General features: G+C 37.5%; 28 protein-coding genes. 4 read left to right on the top strand and 24 right to left on the bottom strand.

The features are described 5' to 3' along the window. Window positions 1-364: 364 nt before the first annotated feature. Window positions 365-553 (top strand): AbrB family transcriptional regulator, encoded by a 189-nt coding sequence (locus tag AC3WR0_RS18560; RefSeq protein WP_492553707.1) that lies wholly within the window; start codon window positions 365-367, stop codon window positions 551-553. Between the two features lie 31 nt (window positions 554-584). On the opposite strand, the gene AC3WR0_RS18555 is transcribed toward AC3WR0_RS18560, so the two are convergent. The 18 genes from AC3WR0_RS18555 to AC3WR0_RS18470 all read right to left on the bottom strand — a co-directional run bounded on the left by AC3WR0_RS18555 (window position 585) and on the right by AC3WR0_RS18470 (window position 15251). After that, on the bottom strand, window positions 585-1253 hold the full coding sequence (locus tag AC3WR0_RS18555) for a phosphatase PAP2 family protein (protein WP_492553706.1): 669 nt from the start codon (window positions 1251-1253) through the stop codon (window positions 585-587). Window positions 1254-1544: 291 nt separating this feature from the next. After that, window positions 1545-2327, bottom strand: coding sequence for a COG4705 family protein (locus AC3WR0_RS18550; RefSeq protein WP_492553713.1), 783 nt, complete (start codon window positions 2325-2327; stop codon window positions 1545-1547). Between the two features lie 114 nt (window positions 2328-2441). Then, on the bottom strand, window positions 2442-2609 hold the full coding sequence (locus AC3WR0_RS18545; RefSeq protein ID WP_492553705.1) for a hypothetical protein: 168 nt from the start codon (window positions 2607-2609) through the stop codon (window positions 2442-2444). A 68-nt stretch (window positions 2610-2677) separates the two neighbouring features. Then, complete coding sequence (locus AC3WR0_RS18540; protein WP_492553712.1) at window positions 2678-2971, bottom strand: polysaccharide deacetylase family protein; 294 nt, start codon at window positions 2969-2971, stop codon at window positions 2678-2680. Between the two features lie 217 nt (window positions 2972-3188). After that, window positions 3189-4328, bottom strand: coding sequence for an MGDG synthase family glycosyltransferase (locus AC3WR0_RS18535; RefSeq protein WP_492553704.1), 1140 nt, complete (start codon window positions 4326-4328; stop codon window positions 3189-3191). 115 nt (window positions 4329-4443) lie between these two features. Next, window positions 4444-4818: a phosphatase PAP2 family protein gene (locus AC3WR0_RS18530; protein WP_492553703.1), complete on the bottom strand. Its 375-nt coding sequence runs from the start codon at window positions 4816-4818 to the stop codon at window positions 4444-4446. Window positions 4819-5007: 189 nt separating this feature from the next. Beyond that, a complete protein-coding gene (uptA, locus tag AC3WR0_RS18525; RefSeq protein WP_492553702.1) occupies window positions 5008-5607 on the bottom strand; it encodes an undecaprenyl phosphate transporter UptA in 600 nt (199 codons plus the stop codon). A gap of 31 nt (window positions 5608-5638) precedes the next feature. Beyond that, on the bottom strand, window positions 5639-6328 hold the full coding sequence (locus AC3WR0_RS18520) for a response regulator transcription factor (protein ID WP_492553701.1): 690 nt from the start codon (window positions 6326-6328) through the stop codon (window positions 5639-5641). Further along, window positions 6325-7782 carry a sensor histidine kinase gene (locus AC3WR0_RS18515; RefSeq protein ID WP_492553700.1) on the bottom strand — a complete coding sequence of 486 codons (1458 nt, stop codon included), beginning with the start codon at window positions 7780-7782 and terminating at the stop codon, window positions 6325-6327. Before AC3WR0_RS18515 ends, AC3WR0_RS18520 begins: the two co-directional genes overlap by 4 nt. Window positions 7783-7803: 21 nt before the next feature. Further along, a complete protein-coding gene (locus tag AC3WR0_RS18510; protein WP_492553699.1) occupies window positions 7804-8538 on the bottom strand; it encodes a DUF2705 family protein in 735 nt (244 codons plus the stop codon). Next, window positions 8539-9264: an ABC transporter ATP-binding protein gene (locus tag AC3WR0_RS18505; protein ID WP_492553698.1), complete on the bottom strand. Its 726-nt coding sequence runs from the start codon at window positions 9262-9264 to the stop codon at window positions 8539-8541. Between the two features lie 157 nt (window positions 9265-9421). Continuing rightward, entirely contained in the window at window positions 9422-10321 is a 900-nt protein-coding gene (locus tag AC3WR0_RS18500; protein ID WP_492553697.1) for a hypothetical protein, read from the bottom strand. 622 nt (window positions 10322-10943) lie between these two features. Continuing rightward, a complete protein-coding gene (locus AC3WR0_RS18495; RefSeq protein ID WP_492553696.1) occupies window positions 10944-11369 on the bottom strand; it encodes a YsnF/AvaK domain-containing protein in 426 nt (141 codons plus the stop codon). A 72-nt stretch (window positions 11370-11441) separates the two neighbouring features. Continuing rightward, on the bottom strand, window positions 11442-11960 hold the full coding sequence (locus AC3WR0_RS18490) for a YsnF/AvaK domain-containing protein (protein WP_492553695.1): 519 nt from the start codon (window positions 11958-11960) through the stop codon (window positions 11442-11444). A 98-nt stretch (window positions 11961-12058) separates the two neighbouring features. Beyond that, complete coding sequence (locus AC3WR0_RS18485) at window positions 12059-12184, bottom strand: hypothetical protein (protein ID WP_492553694.1); 126 nt, start codon at window positions 12182-12184, stop codon at window positions 12059-12061. 149 nt (window positions 12185-12333) lie between these two features. Beyond that, window positions 12334-12885, bottom strand: a complete 552-nt coding sequence (locus AC3WR0_RS18480) for a CBO0543 family protein (RefSeq protein ID WP_492553693.1) — start codon at window positions 12883-12885, stop codon at window positions 12334-12336. Window positions 12886-13462: 577 nt separating this feature from the next. Next, complete coding sequence (locus AC3WR0_RS18475; RefSeq protein ID WP_492553692.1) at window positions 13463-14239, bottom strand: acetoacetate decarboxylase; 777 nt, start codon at window positions 14237-14239, stop codon at window positions 13463-13465. 115 nt (window positions 14240-14354) lie between these two features. Next, window positions 14355-15251, bottom strand: a complete 897-nt coding sequence (locus AC3WR0_RS18470; protein WP_492553691.1) for a LysR family transcriptional regulator — start codon at window positions 15249-15251, stop codon at window positions 14355-14357. Window positions 15252-15410: 159 nt separating this feature from the next. Here AC3WR0_RS18470 and AC3WR0_RS18465 point away from each other — a divergent pair, with 159 nt between their 5' ends. After that, the gene (locus AC3WR0_RS18465; RefSeq protein ID WP_492553690.1) at window positions 15411-16175 is read left to right on the top strand and encodes a 3-hydroxybutyrate dehydrogenase; all 765 of its coding nucleotides are present in this window, start codon (window positions 15411-15413) and stop codon (window positions 16173-16175) included. Between the two features lie 179 nt (window positions 16176-16354). On the opposite strand, the gene AC3WR0_RS18460 is transcribed toward AC3WR0_RS18465, so the two are convergent. Then, the gene (locus AC3WR0_RS18460; protein ID WP_492553689.1) at window positions 16355-16564 is read right to left on the bottom strand and encodes a hypothetical protein; all 210 of its coding nucleotides are present in this window, start codon (window positions 16562-16564) and stop codon (window positions 16355-16357) included. Between the two features lie 536 nt (window positions 16565-17100). On the opposite strand from AC3WR0_RS18460, the gene AC3WR0_RS18455 reads away from it, so the two are divergent. Both AC3WR0_RS18455 and AC3WR0_RS18450 read left to right on the top strand, forming a co-directional pair. Then, entirely contained in the window at window positions 17101-17472 is a 372-nt protein-coding gene (locus AC3WR0_RS18455) for a cyclic-phosphate processing receiver domain-containing protein (protein WP_492553688.1), read from the top strand. Between the two features lie 175 nt (window positions 17473-17647). Beyond that, a complete protein-coding gene (locus AC3WR0_RS18450; RefSeq protein ID WP_492553687.1) occupies window positions 17648-17854 on the top strand; it encodes a hypothetical protein in 207 nt (68 codons plus the stop codon). A 171-nt stretch (window positions 17855-18025) separates the two neighbouring features. Here AC3WR0_RS18450 and AC3WR0_RS18445 read toward each other — a convergent pair whose 3' ends face one another. The 5 genes from AC3WR0_RS18445 to AC3WR0_RS18425 form a co-directional block, all read right to left on the bottom strand. Then, window positions 18026-18907, bottom strand: coding sequence for an RNA polymerase sigma-70 factor (locus AC3WR0_RS18445; protein ID WP_492553686.1), 882 nt, complete (start codon window positions 18905-18907; stop codon window positions 18026-18028). Window positions 18908-18924: 17 nt separating this feature from the next. Next, window positions 18925-20088, bottom strand: a complete 1164-nt coding sequence (locus AC3WR0_RS18440) for an NAD(P)/FAD-dependent oxidoreductase (protein WP_492553685.1) — start codon at window positions 20086-20088, stop codon at window positions 18925-18927. A 207-nt stretch (window positions 20089-20295) separates the two neighbouring features. Beyond that, a complete protein-coding gene (locus tag AC3WR0_RS18435; protein WP_492553684.1) occupies window positions 20296-21471 on the bottom strand; it encodes a M20 family metallopeptidase in 1176 nt (391 codons plus the stop codon). Beyond that, on the bottom strand, window positions 21468-22703 hold the full coding sequence (locus AC3WR0_RS18430) for a Zn-dependent hydrolase (protein WP_492553683.1): 1236 nt from the start codon (window positions 22701-22703) through the stop codon (window positions 21468-21470). The genes AC3WR0_RS18435 and AC3WR0_RS18430 overlap by 4 nt, the downstream gene beginning before the upstream one ends. Before the next feature lie 19 nt (window positions 22704-22722). Then, on the bottom strand, window positions 22723-23928 hold the full coding sequence (locus AC3WR0_RS18425) for a hypothetical protein (RefSeq protein ID WP_492553682.1): 1206 nt from the start codon (window positions 23926-23928) through the stop codon (window positions 22723-22725). Between the last annotated feature and the right edge of the window lie 75 nt (window positions 23929-24003).

Here is a 24003-nt window from a genome sequence, read left to right as displayed (position 1 = left end):
TTAGTAATCATTAGGAACGAGCAGCCAATTACAATGGTTTATCGTACAGATTTATCGATATACTTTCCTTTTTACCTATTAATAGTATGATTACCTGCCTTTTTGGACGAACACCCGAAGGAATGTCTGCCATTCCTGTGATTGCTTTAGGGGCTGTAAATTGCTTGCTCCCTGGCTCATTGGATGCATGATTGGAGCGTCAATAGTCATCCTGGCGCGATTTTGATTGGAGCCAGGATCATTTTTTAGGTAAAAAAGGAAATGTTCAGGGGCTTATGAAGAATTATTTACGGCAACTTCGTTTTTTATGATTTCAATCATGGCAGTCTTTTCTGTATGGAGTTTATAAATAACTCAATTACCAATGGGTACCTGCGTCTTAGCTTTTGCTCTAGGCGGGGTAGCAGAAATGGCATCCACTTCTATGGCACTCAATACTGACCCTAGTTTTGTGGATACCGTCCAGACCCTTAGATTAATTGCCGTTCTAATTCTCACCCCCTCCTTTTTAAAGGTCTTAAACCTTCAGGCACTTATAAAAACAAATCAATAGATAATAATGCCTTATACTTTTTTATAGGGCTTTATTTACCTTCATTTGCAGGATGTTTTCTATTGTATTGTTTATCTTTGTATAGTTGAAAGAACCAAATGGCTATGGCAAGCCAGAATCCACTTGCTAAATAACCGCCAATAATATCGCTTGGATAATGAACTCCTAAATAGATGCGGCTTATTCCTATAGATAATATAAAGAAAATTGAAATAAGGATAAGAATAATGCGCCCTAGCCAAATGGGAATATGTCTCCAGAGTAAAAAGGTAATCATTCCATAGACAGTAAATGCATTCATGGCATGACCACTTGGGAAACTGTATCCAGCTATGTCAATTAACCGGTGAAGATCAGGCCGTACCCGGTGGAAAATTTGCTTTAAAACTCCATTTAAGATAGCCGACCCAACGACTGCTGAAGTAAACAATATTAATTCCAGGCGGTGTTTGAGAAGCTTATATAAAATAAACAAAAGAATAAGGCTTATAATTACGACACATGGAGCGGATCCAATAAAAGTAAAAAATTTCATAAAAACTGTCAAAGTCGGTGACTCCCACCCTTGGATAACCGATATGATATCACTATCAAAATCTATAATCTTTTTATCACTAATAAATAATGCAACTATACTAAAGCCGGCCAGGAAAACAAGGCTTATAACAAATGCTATAAAAAGATGCGACTTTAAACTCATCTTTATGCCCCTTTCGCATGTAGTTTAAGATGTATTTTCGACAAAAATTCTTTCTTTAGTCAGGATATTGCCTTTCTCAGTAATAGCCCATTTAAATTTTATTTGCTGCCTAAAAAATATTTACTAGTTAATCGTTATATCGGGAAAAAAAATAATAACCAATAGAAGTAAAGCAGGACACTACTAATAGGTTCCTGCTTTACTTTCCTCTATAAAAAATTGTTAAACCAATATTGACCTATAAAAGAATATCTTTTTTTATCTTTCCTGCAATAAATGTATCGTTTTCAATTACTTCCATTTACCTTTTCCATTCTTGATTTCATACTCTTTCGTATTGTGGGGTTCGTCAATTTTTGACTTGGTAAGATAGATCACCAACACAAGGATGATGACAAGGAAAAGCGCGCTAGTTCCGGTTGTTCCAAGACCCAGACCACCATGTTTCATTGGCTGAGACAAGAAGTCTCCCATGGAAGCTCCGAAGGGACGGGTTAAAATATATGCGATCCAGAAGGCTAGTACAGCATTCATATTAAATCGATAGTAAGCAAGTGCCACTATTCCTATTACTGCAGCAAAAATCAGAGCCGAGGTCAGGTACCCCATGTTCATTCCCTCAGCGAACCAATCCCCAGCGGCTGTACCTAAAGCAAAAGTAAACAGAATGGCAAGCCAGTAAAATCCTTCCCTTTTGGTAGTGTAAATGGAATGGATAGATAGTGTTTTCTCACTTATAAACCAGGCGATAAAGGTTACAATTAATAAAAGTCCAAAAATAATGGTAGTGGTTTGCAGCGGCACGCCTAAATTATCGGTAAGGTTATCAGAGCCCAGTGTTCCCACAACACTAATCAGCACTACCGCAAGCCAATATACCTTTGGCACATACTTCCTTGCTCTAAATTGGAAGACCAAAGTGATGACTAGTAACCCCGCCATAATAATGGTGGTATTTGTTAGCCCCATGTTCAGGTTGTCATTAAGAAAGTCTGCTGCTGTTTCCCCGACGGTAGTTGCCATTATTTTAATGATCCAGAAGAAGATTGTGATTTCTGGAACTTTATTCAGCATTTTTCTTCCTAATGATTGATTTTCCTTCGTATTTTTCTGTTCTGTTTTCACGATAAATCCCTCCCAATTCTTTTCTTTTTAAAATTTACATGCGATAGAACTTATAAAAGCTGATCAATCCTCGAACAATTTAAGTGCCGAATTTTCACTTCCTTTTAAAATATCCTTCAATGCCTCTATCGTATTTCGGGGAGCATTTTCATCTGCCCCAAACGTCTCCCCGCTGTCATGCAAAAGAATAATATCTCCTTGTTTTATCTTTGTAAGAAGCACTTTTTTCACTCTTTTACTTCCTCCAGCACTGCGCCAATCTGCCGCCATCAGTGACCATAGAACAATTTTATAGTCCTTTAGGAAAAAGTAATCGAGACGTTTAACAGACCCCAGGGCGCCCGATAATAAATAGGCCTTTCTCCGGTAATACCTTTTACGATGTCAGAGCTTCTTTTCAAATCCCTTCGGATTTTCCACGGAGACATCATCCAATTTGGTCGATGCACATAATTATGGAGACCTATTAAATGGCCTTCTCTTTGCATCCGCAGAATTAACTCCGGATATTTTTCAGCCCTTGAACCAAGTACGAAAAAAGTAGCCTTTATATCGTGCTCCTTTAGGACGTCCAGCACCTCAGGAGTATAGATAGTGTGCGGCCCATCATCAAAAGTGAAAGCTATACTTTGAGAATTGAGATTATTCTTAAACCCTCCCGCTCCAATTATTCTTGATACAAAGAAAGGAAGGAGTGTGTAAAGTAAAAGCAGAATTAGGAAAAAAATAATAATATCATTAACATACTGCTGTTCACCTCAGTTGCTGAAACCCTTTTATAGTCAAGAAAATACGTGCCTATGATTATATCTAATTATCTTGTATGCTTTGTAAAATAGCTTTTACCGGATCCTGCGGCAAAATCCAGCGGTGATATGCCTTCATTCTTAATTTTAAATTTGTTAGATACTTTGGATCACAGACCAAGCTATGGAGAAGTGCACTTAAATCTTTTTCATTTTTGGCTGTTACCGCCATTCCTTCCCGGAGAAGAAAATCTGCATTATCTTCTTCCTGCCCTGGCAGCGGTTGATAAATCAGCATTGGCAATTCCATCTCAATAGCCTCCGAAGTCGTTACGCCTCCCGGCTTTGTTATCATAAGGTCTGAAACTGCCATTAATTCAGCGACATTTTCACAGAAGTCGACAATTCTAATTTTGTGAATGGAATTCTTGATCCTGCTTTCCAGCTGGGACTTTAACCTTTTATTTCGGCCACAAACGATTATGATTTGTATGGGTTCCGGTAAATTTTTCCATACCTCCAGGTTGGAAAAACCCTTTCCGATTAAACCATCACCCCCACCCATAACCAATAAAGTAAACCTTTTGGGATCAAAATCATACTTTTCATCAACGGTAACTCTTGAATATTTTTCGTAAAATTGCTGCCGTATCGGAATGCCGGTGTCTTTTATCCTTTCAGGGTCCACTCCAAGTTTAACTAACCGTTCACCTATCTCTTTCGAACCAACTAAATAAAGGTCCGTGTTTGGATGCAGCCAGTAGGAATGGTCTGCATAATCCGTTATTACTGTAATATTAGGGACATCTAATAGTCCTTGTTCCTTTAATTTAGACATTATCCCGGCCGCAAAAGGATAGGTACTGACGACAGCTGTAGGATTTAATTTTTTAATAATCTCCAAGACAGGTTCTAAACCTGAAGATAGGATGGAATTTAATTTTAATGAAAAAGCATTAGGTTTTCGTGTTGATTTGTAAATCAAACTGTATAAAAACGGAAGCTTTTTAATACCCCTAACATACAGGAAATGACCCAGAGGATTTAGACGTGGATGTATCCATCTCATAATATCCAGAGTTTCTGTCTCCATTTCCGGGTACGAACAATCAACTGACTCCGTTATAGCTTTTGCAACCTGCTTATGACCATCTCCAAAGTTGGCAGAAAGAATAAGAATTTTTTTCTTTTTACCATTTCTCATATCATTTCCTCCCAACCCTTATAGAGAACAATGTGCTCCCTAAGCCTTCTCGTTTTCTATGATTTGATAGTTTTTTTTCTCAAAATAAGGTTTTCAACTTTAGAATATAAATTAATTAAAAGCCAATTAACACTGCAGCCTTTTGAGAATGGTTCGCAAGAGTATGGACTGCAAACGCAGAACCTGTACCGATTAACATTCCTGCAATGATATCTGCTGGATAGTGAACACCTATCCAGACGCGGGATAAGGAAATACCAGCTGCTAGAATGAGCCATATCCAGCCTTCCCGTTTTTTCCACTGCCATATTGCTGCAGCTATAACGAAGGAGCCTGTTGCATGGTCACTCGGAAAGGAATCGTTCTTAGCGAGTGGTTTCAGCCAATTCACATGGTGATGAACAAAGGGCCTGTCACGATATATAAACATTCCAATCAATACATTGATAGCCAGTTCGACACATGCTGCGAGACATGCTTCTACTACCATTCAGCGATTCTTCCTTTCTGATATTTTATAAAACCAATAAAATAATAGCCCTGCAAAAAAGATATACTCAGCTCGTTCGGCACGAAAAATCATCAGAGGATTTAGAACCCTCTCGCTTACCGCCAGATGATTAATAAATTGAAACGCATTCAAATTCACTTGTGAAAACATGTGAAACTTCCATTGCTTTTAAGAATTCGTCTTTTTCTTCTGCCTCCATTTGAAGAGTAAATAGAAAAGAGCCAAAATAATGGCAACAATAATGGCAGGCTGTACAAATGGTTTTGCTGCCGTGTTAATTTGCTCCCATTTGCTTCCTAATGTCATTCCCAAATAAAGGAACAAAGCGGTCCAGGGAATCACTGCCAGAACAGTGTATATAGCGAATTTTGAAACTGGCATACGGGCAATTCCAGCTGGAATGGAGATAGCATGTCTAACAACGGGAATAAACCTCACGGTAAAAATAACTCCAGTTCCATATTTGTTAAACCAATTTTGTGCAACGTCCAAATGTTGCGGCCTTATCATTAAATATTTACCGTATTTATCCAAAAAAGGCCTTCCTCCGTAACTGCCCAGCCAATATAGGAATAATTGAGCAACTGTTCCACCAATTGTGCCGGCGATAATGACACCTGCAAAACTCATTTTTCCTAACGAAATCAAGTAACCCCCATAAGCAAGAACAATCTCACTTGGGATAACTTCGACCATTAATCCGAGGGCAATTCCGAGATAGCCCATACTCGATAGCATTACAAACAAAGAATGAATTAAATTGCTCATAGATGACCTGCCTTATTATTTTTGTAAATACTTATTCTCCCTTAAACCGGTATCCTGCGCCCCAGACCGTTTCGATGTATTGGGGGTTTGAAGGATCCGATTCTATTTTTTCTCTTATTTTCCTGATGTGCACTGTGACTGTTGATATATCTCCAAGGGAATCGTACCCCCATATCCGCTCAAATAATTGGTCTTTGCTAAAAACATGGTTTGGATGAAGAGTGAAAAAGGTAAGTAGATCAAACTCCTTAGCTGTAAAAATTACTTCATGGTTATTTACATAGACCCTTCGGGAAGCTTGATCAATTCGAAGACCCCTTATCATAATGGTGTCACTTTGCGTATCCTTACTAATTAACCGGTCATAGCGGGATAAATGTGCCTTTACCCTTGCAACTAATTCACTAGGACTGAAGGGCTTCACAATATAATCGTCGGCTCCTATTCCAAGACCACGAATTTTGTCATAGTCTTCTTTTTTTGCAGTTACCATCAAGATGGGAATATTCTTTCTTGAACGGATCAATTTGCAAATCTGAAAGCCGTCAATGCCTGGAAGCATGAGATCCAGCAAAACCAGGTCTACTTCCAGATTTAACGCCATTTCAAGTCCTTCTCTTCCTGTTAATGCAATTTCTACTTTAAAGCCATCTATCTCAAGATAATCCCTTTCCAATTCTGCAATGCTTTTTTCATCTTCAATGATTAAGATTGTTTTCATCCTGTTTCACCTGCTTTTTTTAGCGTAAATGAAATTATGGTGCCTTCACCTTCACTGCTTTCTGCGCAAATGGATCCTTGGTGTTCCTCTATAATTCTTTTCGCGATAGATAAACCAAGGCCGCTTCCACCCTTTTCGGTCCCTCTGGCTAAGTCTGCACGGTAAAAACGGTCAAATATTAATGGAAGATTTTCAGTAGAAATGCCAGGTCCATTATCTTTGATACTTAGCTGAATATGTGTTTGAATCTCACATAAATGAAAGGAAAGTTTTTTATTTTCCTTTTCGATATATTTTAATGAGTTATTAACAATATTGGCTATGACCCTTTTAAGATGCTCTCTGTCACCCAAGACTGTATAATCTCCGTTTTTTTCAATTTCCAATGAAACTTCTGTATTCTTATCCTCTACATCAAATTGAAGTTCCTCCACCAAATCCTGGAGATAATGATCAAACTGGATTTTTTCAAAATGAAATGGGAGTCTCTGTAAGTCTAGTTTTGAATATAAGAAAAGCTCATCAATCATATGGTCAAGATCAATCGATTTATTGTAAATCGTTTGGATATAACGGTTCATTCGATCAGGACTATTCGCAACGCCATCACGGATTCCCTCCACATAACCCTTAATTGTGGTAATGGGTGTTTTTAAATCATGTGAGATATTGGCAATCAGTTCTTTACGGTTTTCTTCATAAGCAGCTTGCAATTCCATGGATTCTTTTAGCCTGACTCTCATTTCATCAAAGTCCATTGCAAGCTGTCCCAACTCATCTTTTGATCTTGGTTCAATTTCCTCATTTAAATTTCCATTCTTCATTTCTTTGGCAGCCTTTTGCAGCTCTCTAATTGGACGGATTATACTTCTGGAAACATAGTAAGTTAATAAACCATTTGTAATGATTAAAATAAGAATTAAGCCGATAAATAATCCTGGAAAAAAGGAGCGGACAAACTTAGCGAGGCTGCTCGCATCGGAAATAAAAAATAGAGAACCCTCAGCACCATTCCGAAAGAAAAAATCAAGCTGTTTAATAGAGACGAATTGATGGTCAATTCGTTCCACAGGGTCTATATCACGATAAGCACCGAACCGTGGAAGATCCTCTGTATCTAGACCTTTTAACGGCTCAGAGAGATAAGTTATCTTTTTCCCATTGCGGATGACCAGGGATGATCCTGATTTCTTTAACTCCTTATCAATCTTGCTTAAATACGTTGGATCTAAAAATGAACTTGGGTCTTTAATCGATTGGCGGTGCAAATCCAGAAACAATTCATCCTTTATTGTCAGATCCTTATGATGCTCGGGCGGTAGATAAATATTTCGAAGCTCCTTTACATCTCCTCTAAACAGCAAAGCAACCAAAAAGGCTGAAACAATGGCAAAGAGGATTGGGATAAAAATCATTGCAATATAGGACAGCAATAATCTTAGGCGAATTGACATTTATTCCACCGCTTCCTAAACTCAAAATTCTTTCTTGCTGAACTTATAATATCCCAGGGTATAGAACAAGACACACCAGGAGACTAAATACAAGAATCTTCCCATCACAAGAGTATTCAGGCCGCTATTGATCCACCTTTGATACCAGTTACTGTCATAGGTTGGAAGCCAGCGCGCCAATCCTGGAAAGAGAAAATTAACCACCATCATGGCCAAATAAAGGATAATTGAAAAAGCTAAGGCACGGCTGCTAGAACCTATCCATTGAACAAGGAACATGAATAATAGGCCGAGAGACATTAATGGAATCCATGATAGCATAAACGAAACAACAGCCATAAACAAACCATGCAAGGTGAAGTTCTCCAGCCAAATAGCGCCGGACAAAAGAGAAGAAACACATAGAATTAAAAGAAGTGCAAGTAAATAAAGCCCGGTGCTGATTGTTTTCGATTTAAATATTTTCATCCTTGAAATAGGCCGTACCAGCAAAAAAGAAAGCGTCTTTTGCTCCTGTTCTCCCGAAAATACATCACTAATGGCCAATGCCAGCAATAAGGGTAAATAAAAAGAAACAGCCAGGCTGAGTATGACCAGTGGAAAGCTTTCTCCGTCAAATGCCGTAAAACTGAACCGATTCTGCAAAACATTAATGGTGGGACCGGCAACTAGCGGCAATAATCCTGAAATGACCAAAAGAGCTATAGCAGACCGCTTTCGAATTAATTTCATCCATTCATTTCTTACATTCAGCATTTACCCCGCCTCTTTTCGTTTCTTAATACAATCAATATAAAAGGATTCAAATGTCTTATTTTGTTCTAATTCATTTTTAGATGCTTCACCAATAATCATTCCTTTTGAAAGAATAGCTACTCTATCACATAGGCGTTCTACCTCTTCAATCAAATGGGTAGACAAAATAAAAGTAACTCCTTCTTCTTTTGCCAATCTGGAAATGAGATGCTGAAAGTCCAGTTTCCCTTCGATGTCGAGGCCATTTGTCGGCTCATCCAGAATAACGAAAGAAGGCTTAGCCAATAATGCTGCAGCAAGGTATAATCTCTGACGCATTCCTGTAGAAAAGGACTTAAGCTTTTCATTCTTGTGTTCTTCCATTCCAACCCATTTGAGTACCTCTTCAATTCTTTCTGTTTTTATTTCTGGATATAAACGAGAAATAAGCAAGAGGTTCTCATAGGCAGTCAAATAATCGATTGCTTCTACACCGCTAATTAAAGTTCCTACAGATTTAAGAGCCTGTTCAAATTGCTCCTTTACATTATGCCCCTGTATAATAATAGAGCCTCTATCAGGCTGGCATAAAGCAACGATGCATTTCATTAAGGTTGTTTTTCCAGCACCATTAGGTCCAAGCAGACCAAACACTTCTCCCTGGTTAACAGTTAAATTGATATTTTCAATGCCCCTGCCATTTTTAAAACGCTTTGTCACATTTTGAACTTCAAGGATTTTTTGCACCTTGTCCCCTCCTTTTTTAAGAAAACTAGGCGACTGCCTAGCCTTTAAGCGTTGGCAGAGCCATAGTTGTCCTTATGCGTTCAGAATTTACACTCTGATTAGCCATAAAGGCAGAGAGAGAACCTCCCTCTGCCTAGAACAATATTAATTAAAGTTATTAATCTTCATGTCCATCATGGCGATCCTGTACTTTCACAACTGTCTTACCATTTAAATCGATAGTACTTGCATTTGTTTTATTCAAATTATCCAGATTGCTTGAAATATGAAGAACTAAATTATGTTCTTTACCACTTGCATCAGTTCCTGATACATATACGTCAGCCTTTTGGCCTGTTAAGTATTGGTCTGGGTTTACTTCTCCATGAAGTACAACCTTGGAAACAGAAATATTATTTACTAATTGAGGGATAGCAGGTTTCAAATCAGCAAATTGGAGTGGCCCGAATCCCTCATGATTTTTTTCTCCGGTCTGCTGGTCAAGGTTTTTAAGAAAGAAAGACATAACCGCCTGTCCGACAGCAGGAATTTCATTTTTAGAAAGGTCAAGCGTTAGCTCTGTATTACCGTTAGACATTCCTTTGCTTGTCACACTGTCTTGATAATTTTTGGTTAGGGCATCAAAAATCGCCTCGATGTCTTTTTGTTTTTGTGCAGAAAATGATTCTTCCTCGTGTTTCTTTTTGGAATCATCCCATTTCTTTTCTCTTTCTTGTTTCACATAATACTTGTTATCTTTGCTGCTTTTCACGACAGTCTGTTGTTTATTATTGTAAAATTCTACCTGTGATCTTTGGCCGCTATTATCGACAGATACTGTGCTGCTTCCACTATCAGCCTTCAAATTTTCTTTATTTAACGAGTTAACACTGTAAATGACCTTGCCGTTATCCTCCAATGAAGCTTGTACATTAGCAGTAAAGCTATTTACATGCTGAGTCTTTTTTACGGATGTTTTAAAAAGATCATAACCTGAAGCAGACGCAGATGCAGACAAAACACCTCCTGCCATTAGCAGGCTGCTGATTCCAACTGCTGAGAGAATCTTAGTGTTCATATTATTTCCTCCTTTATAATATTTTGGTACAAAATAAGGATAACCAGCCAGCCTAAAAAATCTCTAAACTAATTCTTAAATTTTTCTTAAATCTTTTAAACAACGTTGAATTACGATAACAAAGGAAGTAAAAGCAGAAGGACATGTGTAATTGAGGAGTTTAACAACCAAGGTATCAAAGGAGATAAAACAAAATGACCCCGGTACAGTACCGAGGTCACCTGTACGTAACATAGGTTCATTTAGGAAACATCCGAAATATAGGGTATATATCACATTAATCAACAGGGACTTGTACATAATTAGTTATAGTATTGATAAAAATAAAATATCTTGGGTAATGAATTCTTTATATTTAAGTTCAGCCCACTACTCAAATTCGTTTATAATCTCTTGATCTCTATCTTGAATTAAATAGTTCTTATTCCTCTCTTAAACACGTTCCGCCTTACCCTTTTCAGACGTTATTATTTGAAAATAGAACTAAAATTGCTAGTACAACAGCGACACGTAATTTACAAGACCTGTTTCGACATACTATCCCCTTTAAAAATACGCTAAATATTCATTAACCCACCCATCAACATTTTAAATTATAAAAAAAATCGATTCTGTTTTCTCATTAATTCATACTGGATAATTGGTCGTCTATCATTACCTTTATATCTCCAACGGTTTCTATATGAACTTTTTCTTCCTTTACTGTTTCAATAACCTGTATTATCTCTTCAAATTGTTCTTTATAAATTTGAACATCCTCAAGGACAGTTGGGTGTAAGATGACCTCTATCCGATCTTCACTTAATGGAATCCGAGTGGTTTCAATCTGTCCATCCTTCTCCCCTTTTTGATTTAATATCTTTTTCTCGATGATTATCTCTTCATGAGATACTGGAACGATAATTTGCTTTTCCTTGGTATAAGTTCTTTTATAAATGGTAACATCAGCAGTTTCAATCCACTTTTTGCTTATTTGTATTTCTTCCTTATGTAGTTTGAAGGTTACTTCTTCGTGATCAATATGTGTTTTTTTCTCCTTTTCAGACATCTTAAACTCCTCCATAGTAAAAATAGTGAAAACACCTTTTCATTAACTCGATATGAAAAGGTGTTTTCATTTTTAGCTGTTATTTATATCTTCAAAGCCTGAATCGTCAGATACGATATCAACACTTCCTGTTGTATTCACATGCGCCTCTTCGTGTTTAAGTGTTTCTTGCACCTGCTGATTTTCTTCAACCTGACGTTTTGAAGCAGAAATTTCTTCCGTTGTTACCGTATACTTATTTACTTCTACTTGCTCCTGACTAACAGGAATATTTATGGTTTCTTCAGAAGTGATGGTTGAATCGCTTCGTTCATTATTCATTGGTGTTCTCTTTATAACAACTTCCTCATGCATAATAGGAACGTCGACGGTTTTTTGTTCTTCTACAACTTCCTTTGAAAGAACTACTTCTCCGGCACTAACACTATTCTTCGTTATGTCTAACTCTTCTTTATGAAGCTGCAATGAACCGCTAGATTGTTTTTCCTGGGAGCTTGTACTCATCTCGTTCCCCTGATCGCTCTTATTATTTTGGCTCTTATTATTTTCAGCGTTTTTTTCATCGCCAAATAAATCTAAAAAATCACCCATAAATATCCCCCTCGAATGTAATTAATGTAAAGCTTTTATATAATGTGCTCCTCAGGGATATTTATTCTATTTTAAAAAAATACCCCCTAACTCTACGGCTATTTATTTTGGCTCTTTTGAGCTCTTAATGCTATTTTTTCAAGTCCAGTTGCCGCAAATTCCACATCTGTTTTTGGCATCGTTTTTTTATGCTTAAATTGGTTATTCTTCTTATCTTGAGCCATTATTTCACCACTCCTGTATCCATCATGTTAATTGCAAAGAGTACCACCCATTCTGGTACCCCATTTAGTTTGCTTTCTTTTTTGAGAGATATTCTTCTTCCATTCAGCTTGAAAAATTCCCCTTTTCTAACATCATTTTTGAAAAAGACTCATTCAGTCCCTTTTATTTTTTCTAACCAATTATCAATTATCGTTTTAACTAATGAGGCCTTTAATATATAAATCGGAAAGGAGTAAATATATTTCCAATTATCTAATTTGTAAATACCCAACCGCACTGAAATCGGTTCAAAAATAAATGTAAAAATTGCTGCTAAAAGAACATTAGCTATCAAAAATGTTTTCCACTCTTTAAATTTCTGGTAAATAAACATATGCATAACGACAATCATTCCGTAGTCAACTGCACTTAATCTTGTTACTAAATAGGTTAGCTTATAAGGATAAGACCAAAGGGAAAGATTTACCCCAATATCGTCCAAGAGACCAATAAAGATTATTAATAAGGCACCGAACAAAAGAATCTCTTTTATTCTTTTTCTGTCTACAAATTTCACCCATAATATCCAGGGGACAATTAAAACCAAGAGAAGTAACCACCATTGAAAGGAAAATAAATCGTGGTTTTGCCAATATTGGTTTTCCATCTTCTCTAATTCAATATGCTTACTATGGATTTTATCAAAACTAGGATATGACAAGTGTGCACCCCTTTCATTATGTAATATTTCCAATTCATAATTGAATTAGACTACATTGCTCGAAAGGAATGAATACGTTATAAACTTTTCTTTTCTGATCCAAAGTTAAATAATAACTGAATGAAACAAATAAATTTTGCAGAAAATATTGTCGCCAAGGTTTTTTTAAAAATATCTAAAAATTTATTGCAAATTGAATCTATAGGAGGTGTAGTGGTGTTACAGAAGACAAACTAAAAGAAATGGGAGTAACTCCAGACTTCTTTACCAAGAAGGACAGATTTTTGTACGTTGATGTAATTCCAATTTAGGCGCCCAAAAAGCGTCCTTTTTTTGTGTGGTTAAGGGAAAGTCAAACAATTGTTAGTACAAGAAACTATGGAAGCTTGAACGATAAGCATTAGTGGTGGGGCTTCAGTCTGCCCTTTTTTTCATTCTTTTTACGGGTCACTAAGGGGTTGCTCCAGTTTCCCTCTTTTCAACTTTTTTCAATTTTAGATCACTAAAAGACTCCTTGATTTCCTCCAAGAACAAAAGGCCTATTCAAAATTTGAATAAGCCTTTTGACTCTCATTTTTTACTTATTAAGACTAGCAGAATCTTTCTTCCCGGCATTTTCCTTTGCCAAATAATCGTAAACCAGACTTGGAGCAGCAAGTGTCAGGTCAGTTAGAATATGGGAAACATGTACGATTTCACGAACCGGAAGGTCAGCCAGTGGAGCTAATGCATGTTCAAAAAGCTGCAATCTTGCTGGCCCAGTCCAGGCTCCATGTATAGTTAAATCCGAGATTTCTGTCTTTAAAAGCTGACAAACTTTTGGTTTTCCATTGAAATCAGGGACAATTTTTAGCATAAAGGTAGGTCTTGACAACTCTTCCCTTGCTATTCTCATATCCATTGTCTGATGCTTATAGCCCATTGTCGCATTGGCCACTCGCAAACTGCCATAATCCAGAGTTCCTACTAGTGTATCTGAATCGATAAAAAGCTTTGGTGCTCCCAGTTTCTTCGGATAAGCACTTGCTTCCCTGCCAACAGCTATGGCAGGATGATTGTCTACATACATGGAGTGAAGGTATTCCCCTTTTTCCCCATTGAAATTAACTGGAATTACCTGTCCACATTCGGTGTATGCGCCAAGACCTGTAACATCAGGCATATACATAATTTCAAATTTAACCAGAGGTTCTTCAATCTCTAAAGGCTCGGGTACGATTTTTCTCAAAGCTTCCCTATCAGTGCGGTAAACAATATTTAGATACTCCCTGTTGTGGAAGAAGTATGGGCCTTTTGGATAAGCTGGAGCTCCTAGTGGAGTGGTAATTTGTTTTTTAACATCCTCTATTTTCATATGTTTCATCCTCTCTATGTTCACCACTAGATTAATCCTTTTTAACATATAGGTAAAATACATAAAATGAATAACTTTTATTCATTTTATGAATATAGGTCCTTCTTCCCCATTTTTATTGCTCCTGCCCGGCAGGGAAGTTAGATTCAATAAATTTTAGCAGTTCCCTTGTGGCAAAGGATAAATACTTATTTTTCCTCCAAATGATAGCAATATCCCAAGGGATTTGAGGTTCAGAGATGGAAATGGTCTTTATTACGGATGGATCAAGGCGGCGGCAAATGGGCTCCGGCAGAATAGCCACACCTTGGCCATTTGCGACCATTTCACTAATAAAATCCCACTGGGAGCTTTCATAGATGACCTTAGGAGTAAAACCCGCTTGAATGCAATGTTCCATAATACGGTAATGGATGGAGAAATCTTCACGCATCATCAGAAAAGGTTCGTTTTTTAATCGGTTAAGAGAAATGCTATTAGTATTGGCCAATGGGTGATCGGAATGAATGATTAGCTTTAATTCACTTTTCACAAACTGATGAGAGTCAAATAAACGTTCATTTAAGGGGAGAACGGCAAAACCGAAGTCGATACTTCCTTCCTCAATCATTTTCTCGACCTTTTTCGCACCCTCCTCTTCTAATTCAATATTGATGTTAGGGTAATATCTTCGAAAATCTTTGATAAGTTTAGGGAAAAACAGAGAACCGATACCAGGAGGCAACCCAATTTTGATATTCCCCTTATTCATTTTTAAACGATCAGTTAGCTTGGAAGATAGGTTTTCCATTAGGCTAATGATTTCCTGCGCTTCTTCCAAGACTATTTCCCCTGCATCCGTCATTTTTACATGTTTTGTGGTTCGGTCAAATAGAAGGACACCAAGCTCTTCCTCGAGGTTTTTCACCATTTTACTAAGAGATGGCTGAGTGATATTGAGTTTTTCTGCTGCTTTTGAAAAACTTAGTTGTTTGGCTACTTCAATAAAATATCCGAGCTGCCGGCTTTCCAAATAAATCACCTTCATTTATAGATTAAATTCATAAATTTTATTCAATATATGTATTTTACCCATAAATAAAAAAGATTTAAAATATAAGGACTGCAAATTTGATCAATTAAAATTGCAGGGGATGTTAAAATTTTATAAATACAAAGGGGCGAATAACCAATGACAGAACAATTAAAAAGAACTGTTATTGTAACAGGGGCTGCAAGAGGAATTGGCTATTCCATTGCAGAATCATTTGTGAAAAATGGCGATTTTGTAGCCATTGCAGACTTAAATCTTGAGAATGCGGTAAAAAGTGCTGAAATTCTAGGCAGCAATGCCAAAGGGTATCAGGTTAATGTAGCCGATGAGGAATCCGTAAAAAGCTTTGTTGATCAGCTTGTTGCTGAACGCGGAACTGTTCATGTCCTTGTCAATAATGCCGGACTTCAGCACATAGATAAGGTGGAAGACTTCCCGGCTGATAAGTGGAATCTCTTAATTGGAGTCATGCTGACTGGTCCTTTCTTAATGACAAAACATGTTGTATCTCTTATGAAAAAGCAGCAATATGGCAGAATTATTAATATTTCTTCTGTACATGGAAAACTTGCTTCACCATTTAAATCTGCCTATATTTCAGCCAAGCACGGCGTTGTTGGTTTAACAAGGACTGTTGCCATTGAAACTGCTAATGATGGCATTACAGTAAACGCCATTATGCCAGGAGCCGTAAAAACAGAATTGGTTATGAATCAGCTTGCAGCATTGGCTTTAGAAGACGGAACTTCTGAAGAAGAAGCACTTCAAAAACACATTTTGAACAGACAACATTTAAAACGCTTTGTGGATCCTTCTGAGATTGCAGCAGCAGCCATCTATTTGGCCTCTGACGGAGCAGCAGCGGTAACAGGCGAAACTCTTAGTGTTTCTGGCGGAATGTAAAAACGATCATTTCTAAATGGGGGACTTTACTTAGTAAAGTCCCCCATTCCCTTTATTTCAGATTTGCTATATTCTGTTACACTGAGTCCCACATTATTTTTGGGAGGTGTTTATAAAATAAAAATAGTGCCAACTTCTCTTAAAAGAAATCGGCACTTCGTATATCACTATAGGTTACGTTATCGTGCTTCTTTTGGCGGTTGGCATACGTCACATTTACGTTGGTTATTATTTTTAAATTTTGTAAATGTTTTTTCAAAGTTGCTGCCACAGGCACATTGAAATAGTAACTTTTGAGAAAAGCCCTGGTATTCCGTCGTTAGCAACTTACTTTCCGAATTGTTCTCAACAAATTCTTTAATTTTACCGATCGTCCATCGTTTATTCATTCTCTTACACCTCCATATTTTTTCGTTTTGCGGAGGCTGTTTTTGGCATCCGTTCTTATAGTTAAAGAGATAATGATCCTAAGTTCTTCATTATATCATGAGCTGACACTCAATTAAACAGAGCCCCTAACTATAATAGAAAAATCCACCAAAAAGAGACTAACTCCTGCAGGGGATTCTGTAAGCTTCTACTTACCTGTCCCGTTTGTTCTGACTGTTTTTAGGAACTTTATATTTTATAGCGTAACTTCTACATTCATCAAGGGATGGATGATTATTTGTGGATAACTTTTCCATCTTTTAAAATACCGGTACAATGTGAGTACTCCTAGTTTTTGGAAAAGTATATTATTTTTCGTGGTAATTAAAGAAGAACCCAACCAGTTTTTTAAAAAAGATGTCATATATTAGCTTTAAAAGTCGAAAATGTCCCGTTCTTTCTTTATTGTGTTATAATTAATATAGATAAATGCATTATCCAGGGAGGATTCGACTATTTTTAATCAGCCCTTTTTATAAGGGAAGGAGTCTAAAAAATGGATACAATTAGTGTTTTCCTAGATGACTATCGAGAAGCACCTTATGGGTATGTATTAGCCGAGACTATTGATGAGTGTTTAGATCTATTGTTAAACTTTAATATTGAACATCTCTCTTTGGATCACGATTTATTAAATAAAACTAGAAATGGTTTTATGCTTGTTCAAAAAATGGTTACAGAAAATCTATTTGCAAAACGCATAACTATTCATTCTGCCAATTCAGTCGGCGGTAAAGCAATGTACAACTGTTTGAAACAAGCACAAAGTGATTTTCTCATGCCCCCTTCCATTATTGTATCGTTAAGGCCATTGCCACTCCATTTCTTCCCGCCAAGGGTTCTTCAACATTATTTAGAAATACGGTAATCTCTTCTCATGCATAATTCATCCTTGATATTCTTTATTAATAAAATCTGTTAGTTGGAAAATTAAAACTAGATAAAGACCCCGTTTTTTTATCATTCCATCATAGCGAAAATGCTTAGCTTTTTATATGAGGTTAATGAATTAGTTAATTACTCAAAACAATGGGGGAACTGTTATGGCAACTCTTTTAGAAAATCTTAAATTTTCATTAATAGAGACACGCCAGAGATATACAACACTTAAGGATAAGGGTATTGATTCAATGCGTACGGTTTATCCTGCTATCCCTTACAATCCCGAATTATATAATCAAATTTTAGAAAACTTGCCCAAAGAGATTGCCCGACTAGAACTTAGGATTCAAAAGATAGAAGAAATTTAAAAGTCTGCCAGTAATGGTGGACTTTTTTATTGTGTATTCCTTAATCTGCTAACCTCCTTAATCCAACAAAGGAGCTGCCACAGCAGCTCTTTTAGTTAATATACACACTCATAGTTTAACAAACCTGGTTTCTTATCATGCATATTTAAGGCTCTTTGTTTTTTCGCTATATTAGTAGGCTGGAAGAGACACATGCTGTAGTTTTTCTGGATTCCTCACTACATAAATATCTGCAATGCGGCCTTTTTTTACATGGAAACAAATAACCGTTTTGATATTGTCCTCTCCGTTTACTAAGAGTCCGGTTTCACCATTTACATGAACCATTTTAATAAATGCTGGCTTCTCCACACTCTGATTTTGTGAAAGTAAATTTCTGATAAAACGGAAAACAAGATCTTTGGAGCATATTGGCTTTAAAGCAGCAAAGACTTTTCCCCCACCATCAGAATACAGAGTTACATCCTGACACAAAAATTCTTCTATCTTTTGAAAGTTTCCCTGATGTATAGCTGTGACGAAAATCTTTATAATTTCGTCTTTTTTTGGATCAAGCGATTCTTCCACCTCTGTTTTTATCAATGGAAATTTATTCTTTACTCTGCTGAATACTTTTCTGCAATTGGGTTCGCTCCGATTCAATATTTGGGAAATTGTCGCATAGTCATAGGCTAACACTTCCCTTAGAATAAAAACGGCTCTCTCCATAGGTTTCAGTTTTTCCAGAAGGAGCAGAATGGCAAATGATAACGCTTCTTCATTCATCATTACAGACAGAGGATCGTTCTCATTTAGAATTAAGGGTTCCGGCAGCCATGGACCAGTATAGATCTCCCGTTTGTACCCGGCTGATTTTAAATGATCAATACATTTGTTTGTAACCATTTTACAAAGGTAAGCCTTTTTATTTTCCACAAGTTCCATCGTTTTTTCACCTGCCTGGACATACACATCCTGTACGATGTCTTCTGCATCGGAAACAGTGCCGAGCATCCGGTAGGCTATCGAAAATAGAAGCGGATGATACTGAGAATAGAGTTCCTGCAACCCCATACCTTTACCTCCTTCATTCAGCGGGCAATACTGGCAGAATTCCATGTATACTCTCTTATTTTTTCTGCCAGTTTACCAGAAAGCACGAAATCAACTCCCCATTTTTGCGCCCATACAAAACCATCTTTCGGACCTAGCCCTATGCAAATAAGATCGGGATAGGTTTGATGTACACTTGCTTGGTATCCCCTAATATGTGCTTTTAGAATTTGGGAGAGTCGTTGAGCTTGAGATATTGCCTCCTTGCAGCTCATTGCTGCTACCGTCCCGCTTAAAGGGTCAACCACATGAATGCAGTCTCCAATGGCATAAATATTCTCACTTTTGACTAAGCGGTACCAGGAATCCACTTTTATTTTTCCTTCTTCGGTGAGAGAAAGACCTAAATCGAAAAGGCTGGGATGAGGTTTTAATCCGACCGTCCAAATACATGCATCCGCTTTGAGTTCGGTATTGTCAGAAAATATAACTTTACCATCGTGGAATTTTTCCGCCTTTTTGTTTTGCATTACCTTTATACCGTGTCTCAATAGTCTGCTCTGAAGCCGTTTACCGACTTTTACGGGAGCTTCATATAATAATCTCTCTTTATCATTAATAAGAAATACTTCAAGACTCTTCGATGTAATCCCTGCTTTTTCAATTTCATCACTTAGCCAAGACCCTACTTCTGCTGCCGTTTCGATGCCTGTAATCCCACTTCCGGCAACTACCACTCGAAGCTTACTCTTGGTTGAATACATCTTTTCCAATAATTGCTGCCGAATACGTTGAGCGCTTTCTAAACTATTGAGCGATATTCCTCCACTTTCTGGATAGGCTTCTCGCAGGACGCTGCCCAAGGCGAGCACTAGCCGGTCAAAATCAAGTTGAATGAATGATCCATCCTCCCTGGTAATGCGAACGGTTTGCTCTTCAGAATTAACTGCCGTTAACTCCCCTTGAATAAACTCAATACCTGAACCGCAATAATGGGTTAGAGGAACATGTAGATCCGATACATTTTCATTAACAATCCCCTTAAATAATTTTACCTTTTTAAAATGGAAAGTATTTTTATCAATTAAGATAATTCTTATGTCTCTGTTTAGCTCTTTATGAAATTCTTTCTTAAGTGATTCAATAAGGTTAACTCCGGCATACCCGCCACCTACAACCAGAATTTTTATCTCATTTTTCATTGTAATCGTCTCCTTTAATCGTTCTGATCACATGACGATTAAAGAAGCCACTTTGTGACAGATGTGATTAAAGAAAACATACACATTTTACTTTCCATCACTACGAAGTCTGACAAGATTATGACATATCGATAATTACCTCTATTGTTGAACTAACCTCCTTGATCTCAAAAAAAAAGGGAACCCTTTGAAAGGCCCCTTGATATATTACTTATTTAAATAGGCCCAAGCGTATTGAGCGTAAAGCTCAGCCCCTGCAGTTAGAGCATCCTCGTCAATGTTGAATTTGCCATGATGGTGTGCCCACTCTGTATCTTTTTCTGGATTTCCACTGCCCACAAGAGCAAAGCATCCTGGCACTTTTTCAAGATAGTCGCTAAAATCCTCACCACCCATTGTTGGCTTTTCAAAATAAACTGCATCTTCCCCAAACGCTTCTTTGACAATCATTTGAGCCAGTTTTGCACTTTTTTCTTCATTTATCACTGCTTGTGTTCCACGTATATATTCTATACTCGCAGTTGCACCATATGTAGCGGCAACATTTTCAGCATAATGCTTTAGCTGGGATTCAATATGATCTCTTGTTTTTGGATCAAAACATCGAACTGTACCTTCAATAACTGCATTCTCGGCAATAACATTAAAACGAGTGCCTACCACCATTTTCCCAACTGTCAGAACAGCAGGCTTTTGAGCATCTATGGTTCTTGAAACAACTGTTTGTACATTCATGACAAACGAAGAAGCCACAATCGCTGCATCAATACAATCATGGGGCATCGCGCCATGCCCACCTCTTCCTTTAAAGGTTACTTTAAATAAATCAGCTGATGCAAATGCGGGTCCAGCAGGACAAGACACTTTACCAGTTGGCATTTGTGACCAGATGTGAATTCCAAATACGTTGTCCACACCATCAACAGCGCCTTGTTTCACCATAGCTTTTGCTCCCTCAGCTACTTCTTCGGCTGGCTGGAACAAAAAACGGATGGTTCCTGGCAATTCATTCTTTTGTTCATTTAAAGCTTTGGCAGCAATGAGAAGCATTGCGGTATGTGCATCATGGCCACAAGCATGCATTTTCCCTTCTGCTTTTGATGCATATGGCAAGTTCATATTTAATTCTTCTACTGACAATGCATCCATGTCACCTCTCAAAGCGACTGTTTTCCCTGGCTTTCCACCTTCAATTGTGGCAATTACACCCGTCGGTATCGTTCTTCGATAATGAATACCTAGATTATCAAGATATTCACAAATAAAATTAGTTGTATTCTCTTCCTCCCAGGAAAGCTCCGGCTCACTGTGCAGCTTTCTTCGTAAAGCTTTCAATTCTTCATCATAATTTTGTATCGACTCTTTTATCTTTACATTAATCATTTCTCATCTGCCTCCGTTAGCTTCTTTGTTGTCTCATATAGAATTTGTACTGCCTTTGCAATATCTCCCGCATCGGACCATTCCTCCGGGCAATGGCTTAATCCATCCTTACTGGGTATAAACACCATGCCTACGTTTGTAAAATCGGAAAAGACCATAGCGTCGTGCCCTGCTCCACTATTAATAGAGCAATACTGTATCTCTAAATTTCGACTCGATTGTTTCAAATGGGAAATAATCTCTTGGTTCATCACCTTCGGCTTCATATATAAGCACTGTTCAGACGAAATTCGAATTGCATCTTGGCTATATAAATCTATTAATTCATTCATTTTGCTAATTACATTCTGTATATGTTTCACTTTACTCGAGCGGATATCGACAGTGAAAACCGTTTTGTTCGGAATTACATTTGCACCATTTGGAAATACATTTAATTGGCCCGTGGTTATAACAGTACCTTCTCCTTCCTCAATGGCTAAACTAGGAAATTGAGCAATCATCCTAGCAGCAGTCACTAATGCATCTGATCGGTGATCCATAGGGGTAGTACCAGCATGCCCAGCCTTTCCTTCTACCGTTACTTTAAATTGGGTCAAACCCACAATAGATTCTACAACACCAATAGGAATATTTTTTCCCTCTAGTACAGGACCTTGTTCAATATGTAATTCTAAGAATGCCTTGATCGTTTTAGGGTCTCTTTTTTTAGGAAGATAGGGATCTAGGCCGATATTTACCATAGCTTCTTCTGTAGAAATTCCATCTTTATCTTTTAGGTTTTTGAAATCTTTTTCACTTAGTAGGCCAGTAATACCTCTGGAACCCATTAGTCCACCGCCAAACCTTGCACCCTCTTCTTCTGTAAGGGCAATCACCTCTAGTGGGTATTTTGGTTTCAACTTATTCTGTACAAAAAGAGCTGCCACTTCAAGAGCAGCTACTACGCCGGCAGGACCGTCATAGGAACCTCCATTTGGGACTGAATCAAAATGTGAACCGATTAGAACGCTTGGTGCATCTTTAAGAGTCCCCTTAAGTTTGCCGAAAATATTGCCAAAACCGTCTTCACTGACTTGTAATCCACATTCGGACATTTTATTTTTTATATATTCCCGCGTCTGTTTGTCCTCCTTGCTATATGTCAGCCGCGTAGTCCCATTTCCAGGGGTAGCTGTAAATTTACTTAGTGTGTCAATATGTCCCTCAATTCTTGCTCGAAGTTCATCCATCCCTTTTTCCTCCGTTCTTTTACAAAAGTTTCACAAAAATACCTGCCAAAACCACCGAAACAATTGTTACTGTGATAAAACCACCAACAAGCATAGGCGGCAGCATTTTGTTTGTTAAGACTTCTTTTTCTTTTTCATCATCTGTTAAAGATTTGATTACTTCATTTGTAATGATGTAATCAGCTGGAAATCCATATAAGGCCGTTAAGGAAACGGCAAACGCCATTTCTTTACTAACTTTTAAGGCTCTACCTGCAAAGAAAGAGAAGATAAACATTCCTATCACGCCTAAAATAATCGTACCAATAAGAGGAAATAGAATTTCAAGCATCATACTTGGTGTTGCCTGTTTTAATCCATCAAAGATGAATAGCATAAGGGCCATGATGGCTAAACCAAAACCATTTGCTTTTTGTAATACCTGTTTTTCCAAGAAACCGATACTTTTTGCGATAACTCCAAATAATAAACAAAGGACAAACGGGCTTATAGAAACAACAGGTGCTAATAAAGTTGAAACTTCATAAGCAAGAAAAGCAACAAAGGCAAGCCTCAAAAATTTGAAAAAATCCGTGTTGTATTTCTCCGGCATGTTTTTAAAAATCTTTAGTTCAATCGGTGCCGATTCAGATGAAGCTGCTACTTCAGCGGATGTTTTTACTGTTTCGTTTACTGCCAATTGACCATTACGATATTGATTAAGGAGCCTTTTTCCTTCTTTCTTCAACATAATTGCGGTGAGTGGATATCCTGCAAACCCTTGCATAACGTATATGACAATGGCAAATACCGACAGAGAAGTGAGCCCCGCTTCCTTTGCTCCTTCTGACATTATTAAGGCAGATACAACACCACCAACTAAAGGAGGAATAGCGACAACAATTGTTTTAAAACCAAAAATAAATGTTCCGATGCTGAACAAAAATGCAATGATTCCTAGTATCCCAGAAAGAGCAATTACAACGGTTTTCCATTGATTTTTTAACTCTCGCAAAGATAACAATGTTCCCATGTTGGTAATTAAAAGATACATTAACATGGTTGCAACAACTGGCGGTACACCGGCGATCGAAACAATATCTTTAGGGAAGAAAGTCCAATATCCAGCAAGAAAAAGGATGGCACAGATAAAAATGGACGGAACCCACGCTTTAGTACGTATAGCTGCCAAATCCCCAATAAATAAAATAAGAATTAAAATAAACAATGCTAGCATTTGAGACATAAATACACCTTCGCTCTCTATGATGATAGGAAATCCTTTCGCTAAACGAAAAAGATTTAATATTAGAATAATAAT

The sequence above is a fragment of the Neobacillus sp. FW104-15D2 genome (assembly GCF_058790155.1).
The sequence above is the reverse complement of the archived record's forward strand: the minus strand, read 5'-3'. Positions and strand labels throughout refer to the sequence as shown.

Excerpts from the sequence above, each read along its gene's own strand:
- AC3WR0_RS18435 (WP_492553684.1), bottom strand. The coding sequence starts at position 21,471 with ATGATTAATGTAAAGATAAAAGAGTCGATACAAAATTATGATGAAGAA.
- AC3WR0_RS18550 (WP_492553713.1), bottom strand. The coding sequence starts at position 2,327 with ATGCTGAATAAAGTTCCAGAAATCACAATCTTCTTCTGGATCATTAAA.
- AC3WR0_RS18440 (WP_492553685.1), bottom strand. The coding sequence starts at position 20,088 with ATGAAAAATGAGATAAAAATTCTGGTTGTAGGTGGCGGGTATGCCGGA.
- AC3WR0_RS18500 (WP_492553697.1), bottom strand. The coding sequence starts at position 10,321 with ATGAACACTAAGATTCTCTCAGCAGTTGGAATCAGCAGCCTGCTAATG.
- AC3WR0_RS18510 (WP_492553699.1), bottom strand. The coding sequence starts at position 8,538 with ATGCTGAATGTAAGAAATGAATGGATGAAATTAATTCGAAAGCGGTCT.
- AC3WR0_RS18430 (WP_492553683.1), bottom strand. The coding sequence starts at position 22,703 with ATGGATGAACTTCGAGCAAGAATTGAGGGACATATTGACACACTAAGT.
- AC3WR0_RS18515 (WP_492553700.1), bottom strand. The coding sequence starts at position 7,782 with ATGTCAATTCGCCTAAGATTATTGCTGTCCTATATTGCAATGATTTTT.
- AC3WR0_RS18530 (WP_492553703.1), bottom strand. The coding sequence starts at position 4,818 with ATGGTAGTAGAAGCATGTCTCGCAGCATGTGTCGAACTGGCTATCAAT.
- uptA (WP_492553702.1), bottom strand. The coding sequence starts at position 5,607 with ATGAGCAATTTAATTCATTCTTTGTTTGTAATGCTATCGAGTATGGGC.
- AC3WR0_RS18475 (WP_492553692.1), bottom strand. The coding sequence starts at position 14,239 with ATGAAAATAGAGGATGTTAAAAAACAAATTACCACTCCACTAGGAGCT.
- AC3WR0_RS18490 (WP_492553695.1), bottom strand. The coding sequence starts at position 11,960 with ATGGGTGATTTTTTAGATTTATTTGGCGATGAAAAAAACGCTGAAAAT.
- AC3WR0_RS18450 (WP_492553687.1), top strand. The coding sequence starts at position 17,648 with ATGGCAACTCTTTTAGAAAATCTTAAATTTTCATTAATAGAGACACGC.
- AC3WR0_RS18555 (WP_492553706.1), bottom strand. The coding sequence starts at position 1,253 with ATGAGTTTAAAGTCGCATCTTTTTATAGCATTTGTTATAAGCCTTGTT.
- AC3WR0_RS18560 (WP_492553707.1), top strand. The coding sequence starts at position 365 with ATGGGTACCTGCGTCTTAGCTTTTGCTCTAGGCGGGGTAGCAGAAATG.
- AC3WR0_RS18445 (WP_492553686.1), bottom strand. The coding sequence starts at position 18,907 with ATGGGGTTGCAGGAACTCTATTCTCAGTATCATCCGCTTCTATTTTCG.
- AC3WR0_RS18425 (WP_492553682.1), bottom strand. The coding sequence starts at position 23,928 with ATGTCTCAAATGCTAGCATTGTTTATTTTAATTCTTATTTTATTTATT.
- AC3WR0_RS18535 (WP_492553704.1), bottom strand. The coding sequence starts at position 4,328 with ATGAGAAATGGTAAAAAGAAAAAAATTCTTATTCTTTCTGCCAACTTT.
- AC3WR0_RS18455 (WP_492553688.1), top strand. The coding sequence starts at position 17,101 with ATGGATACAATTAGTGTTTTCCTAGATGACTATCGAGAAGCACCTTAT.
- AC3WR0_RS18495 (WP_492553696.1), bottom strand. The coding sequence starts at position 11,369 with ATGTCTGAAAAGGAGAAAAAAACACATATTGATCACGAAGAAGTAACC.
- AC3WR0_RS18465 (WP_492553690.1), top strand. The coding sequence starts at position 15,411 with ATGACAGAACAATTAAAAAGAACTGTTATTGTAACAGGGGCTGCAAGA.
- AC3WR0_RS18485 (WP_492553694.1), bottom strand. The coding sequence starts at position 12,184 with ATGGCTCAAGATAAGAAGAATAACCAATTTAAGCATAAAAAAACGATG.
- AC3WR0_RS18460 (WP_492553689.1), bottom strand. The coding sequence starts at position 16,564 with ATGAATAAACGATGGACGATCGGTAAAATTAAAGAATTTGTTGAGAAC.
- AC3WR0_RS18520 (WP_492553701.1), bottom strand. The coding sequence starts at position 6,328 with ATGAAAACAATCTTAATCATTGAAGATGAAAAAAGCATTGCAGAATTG.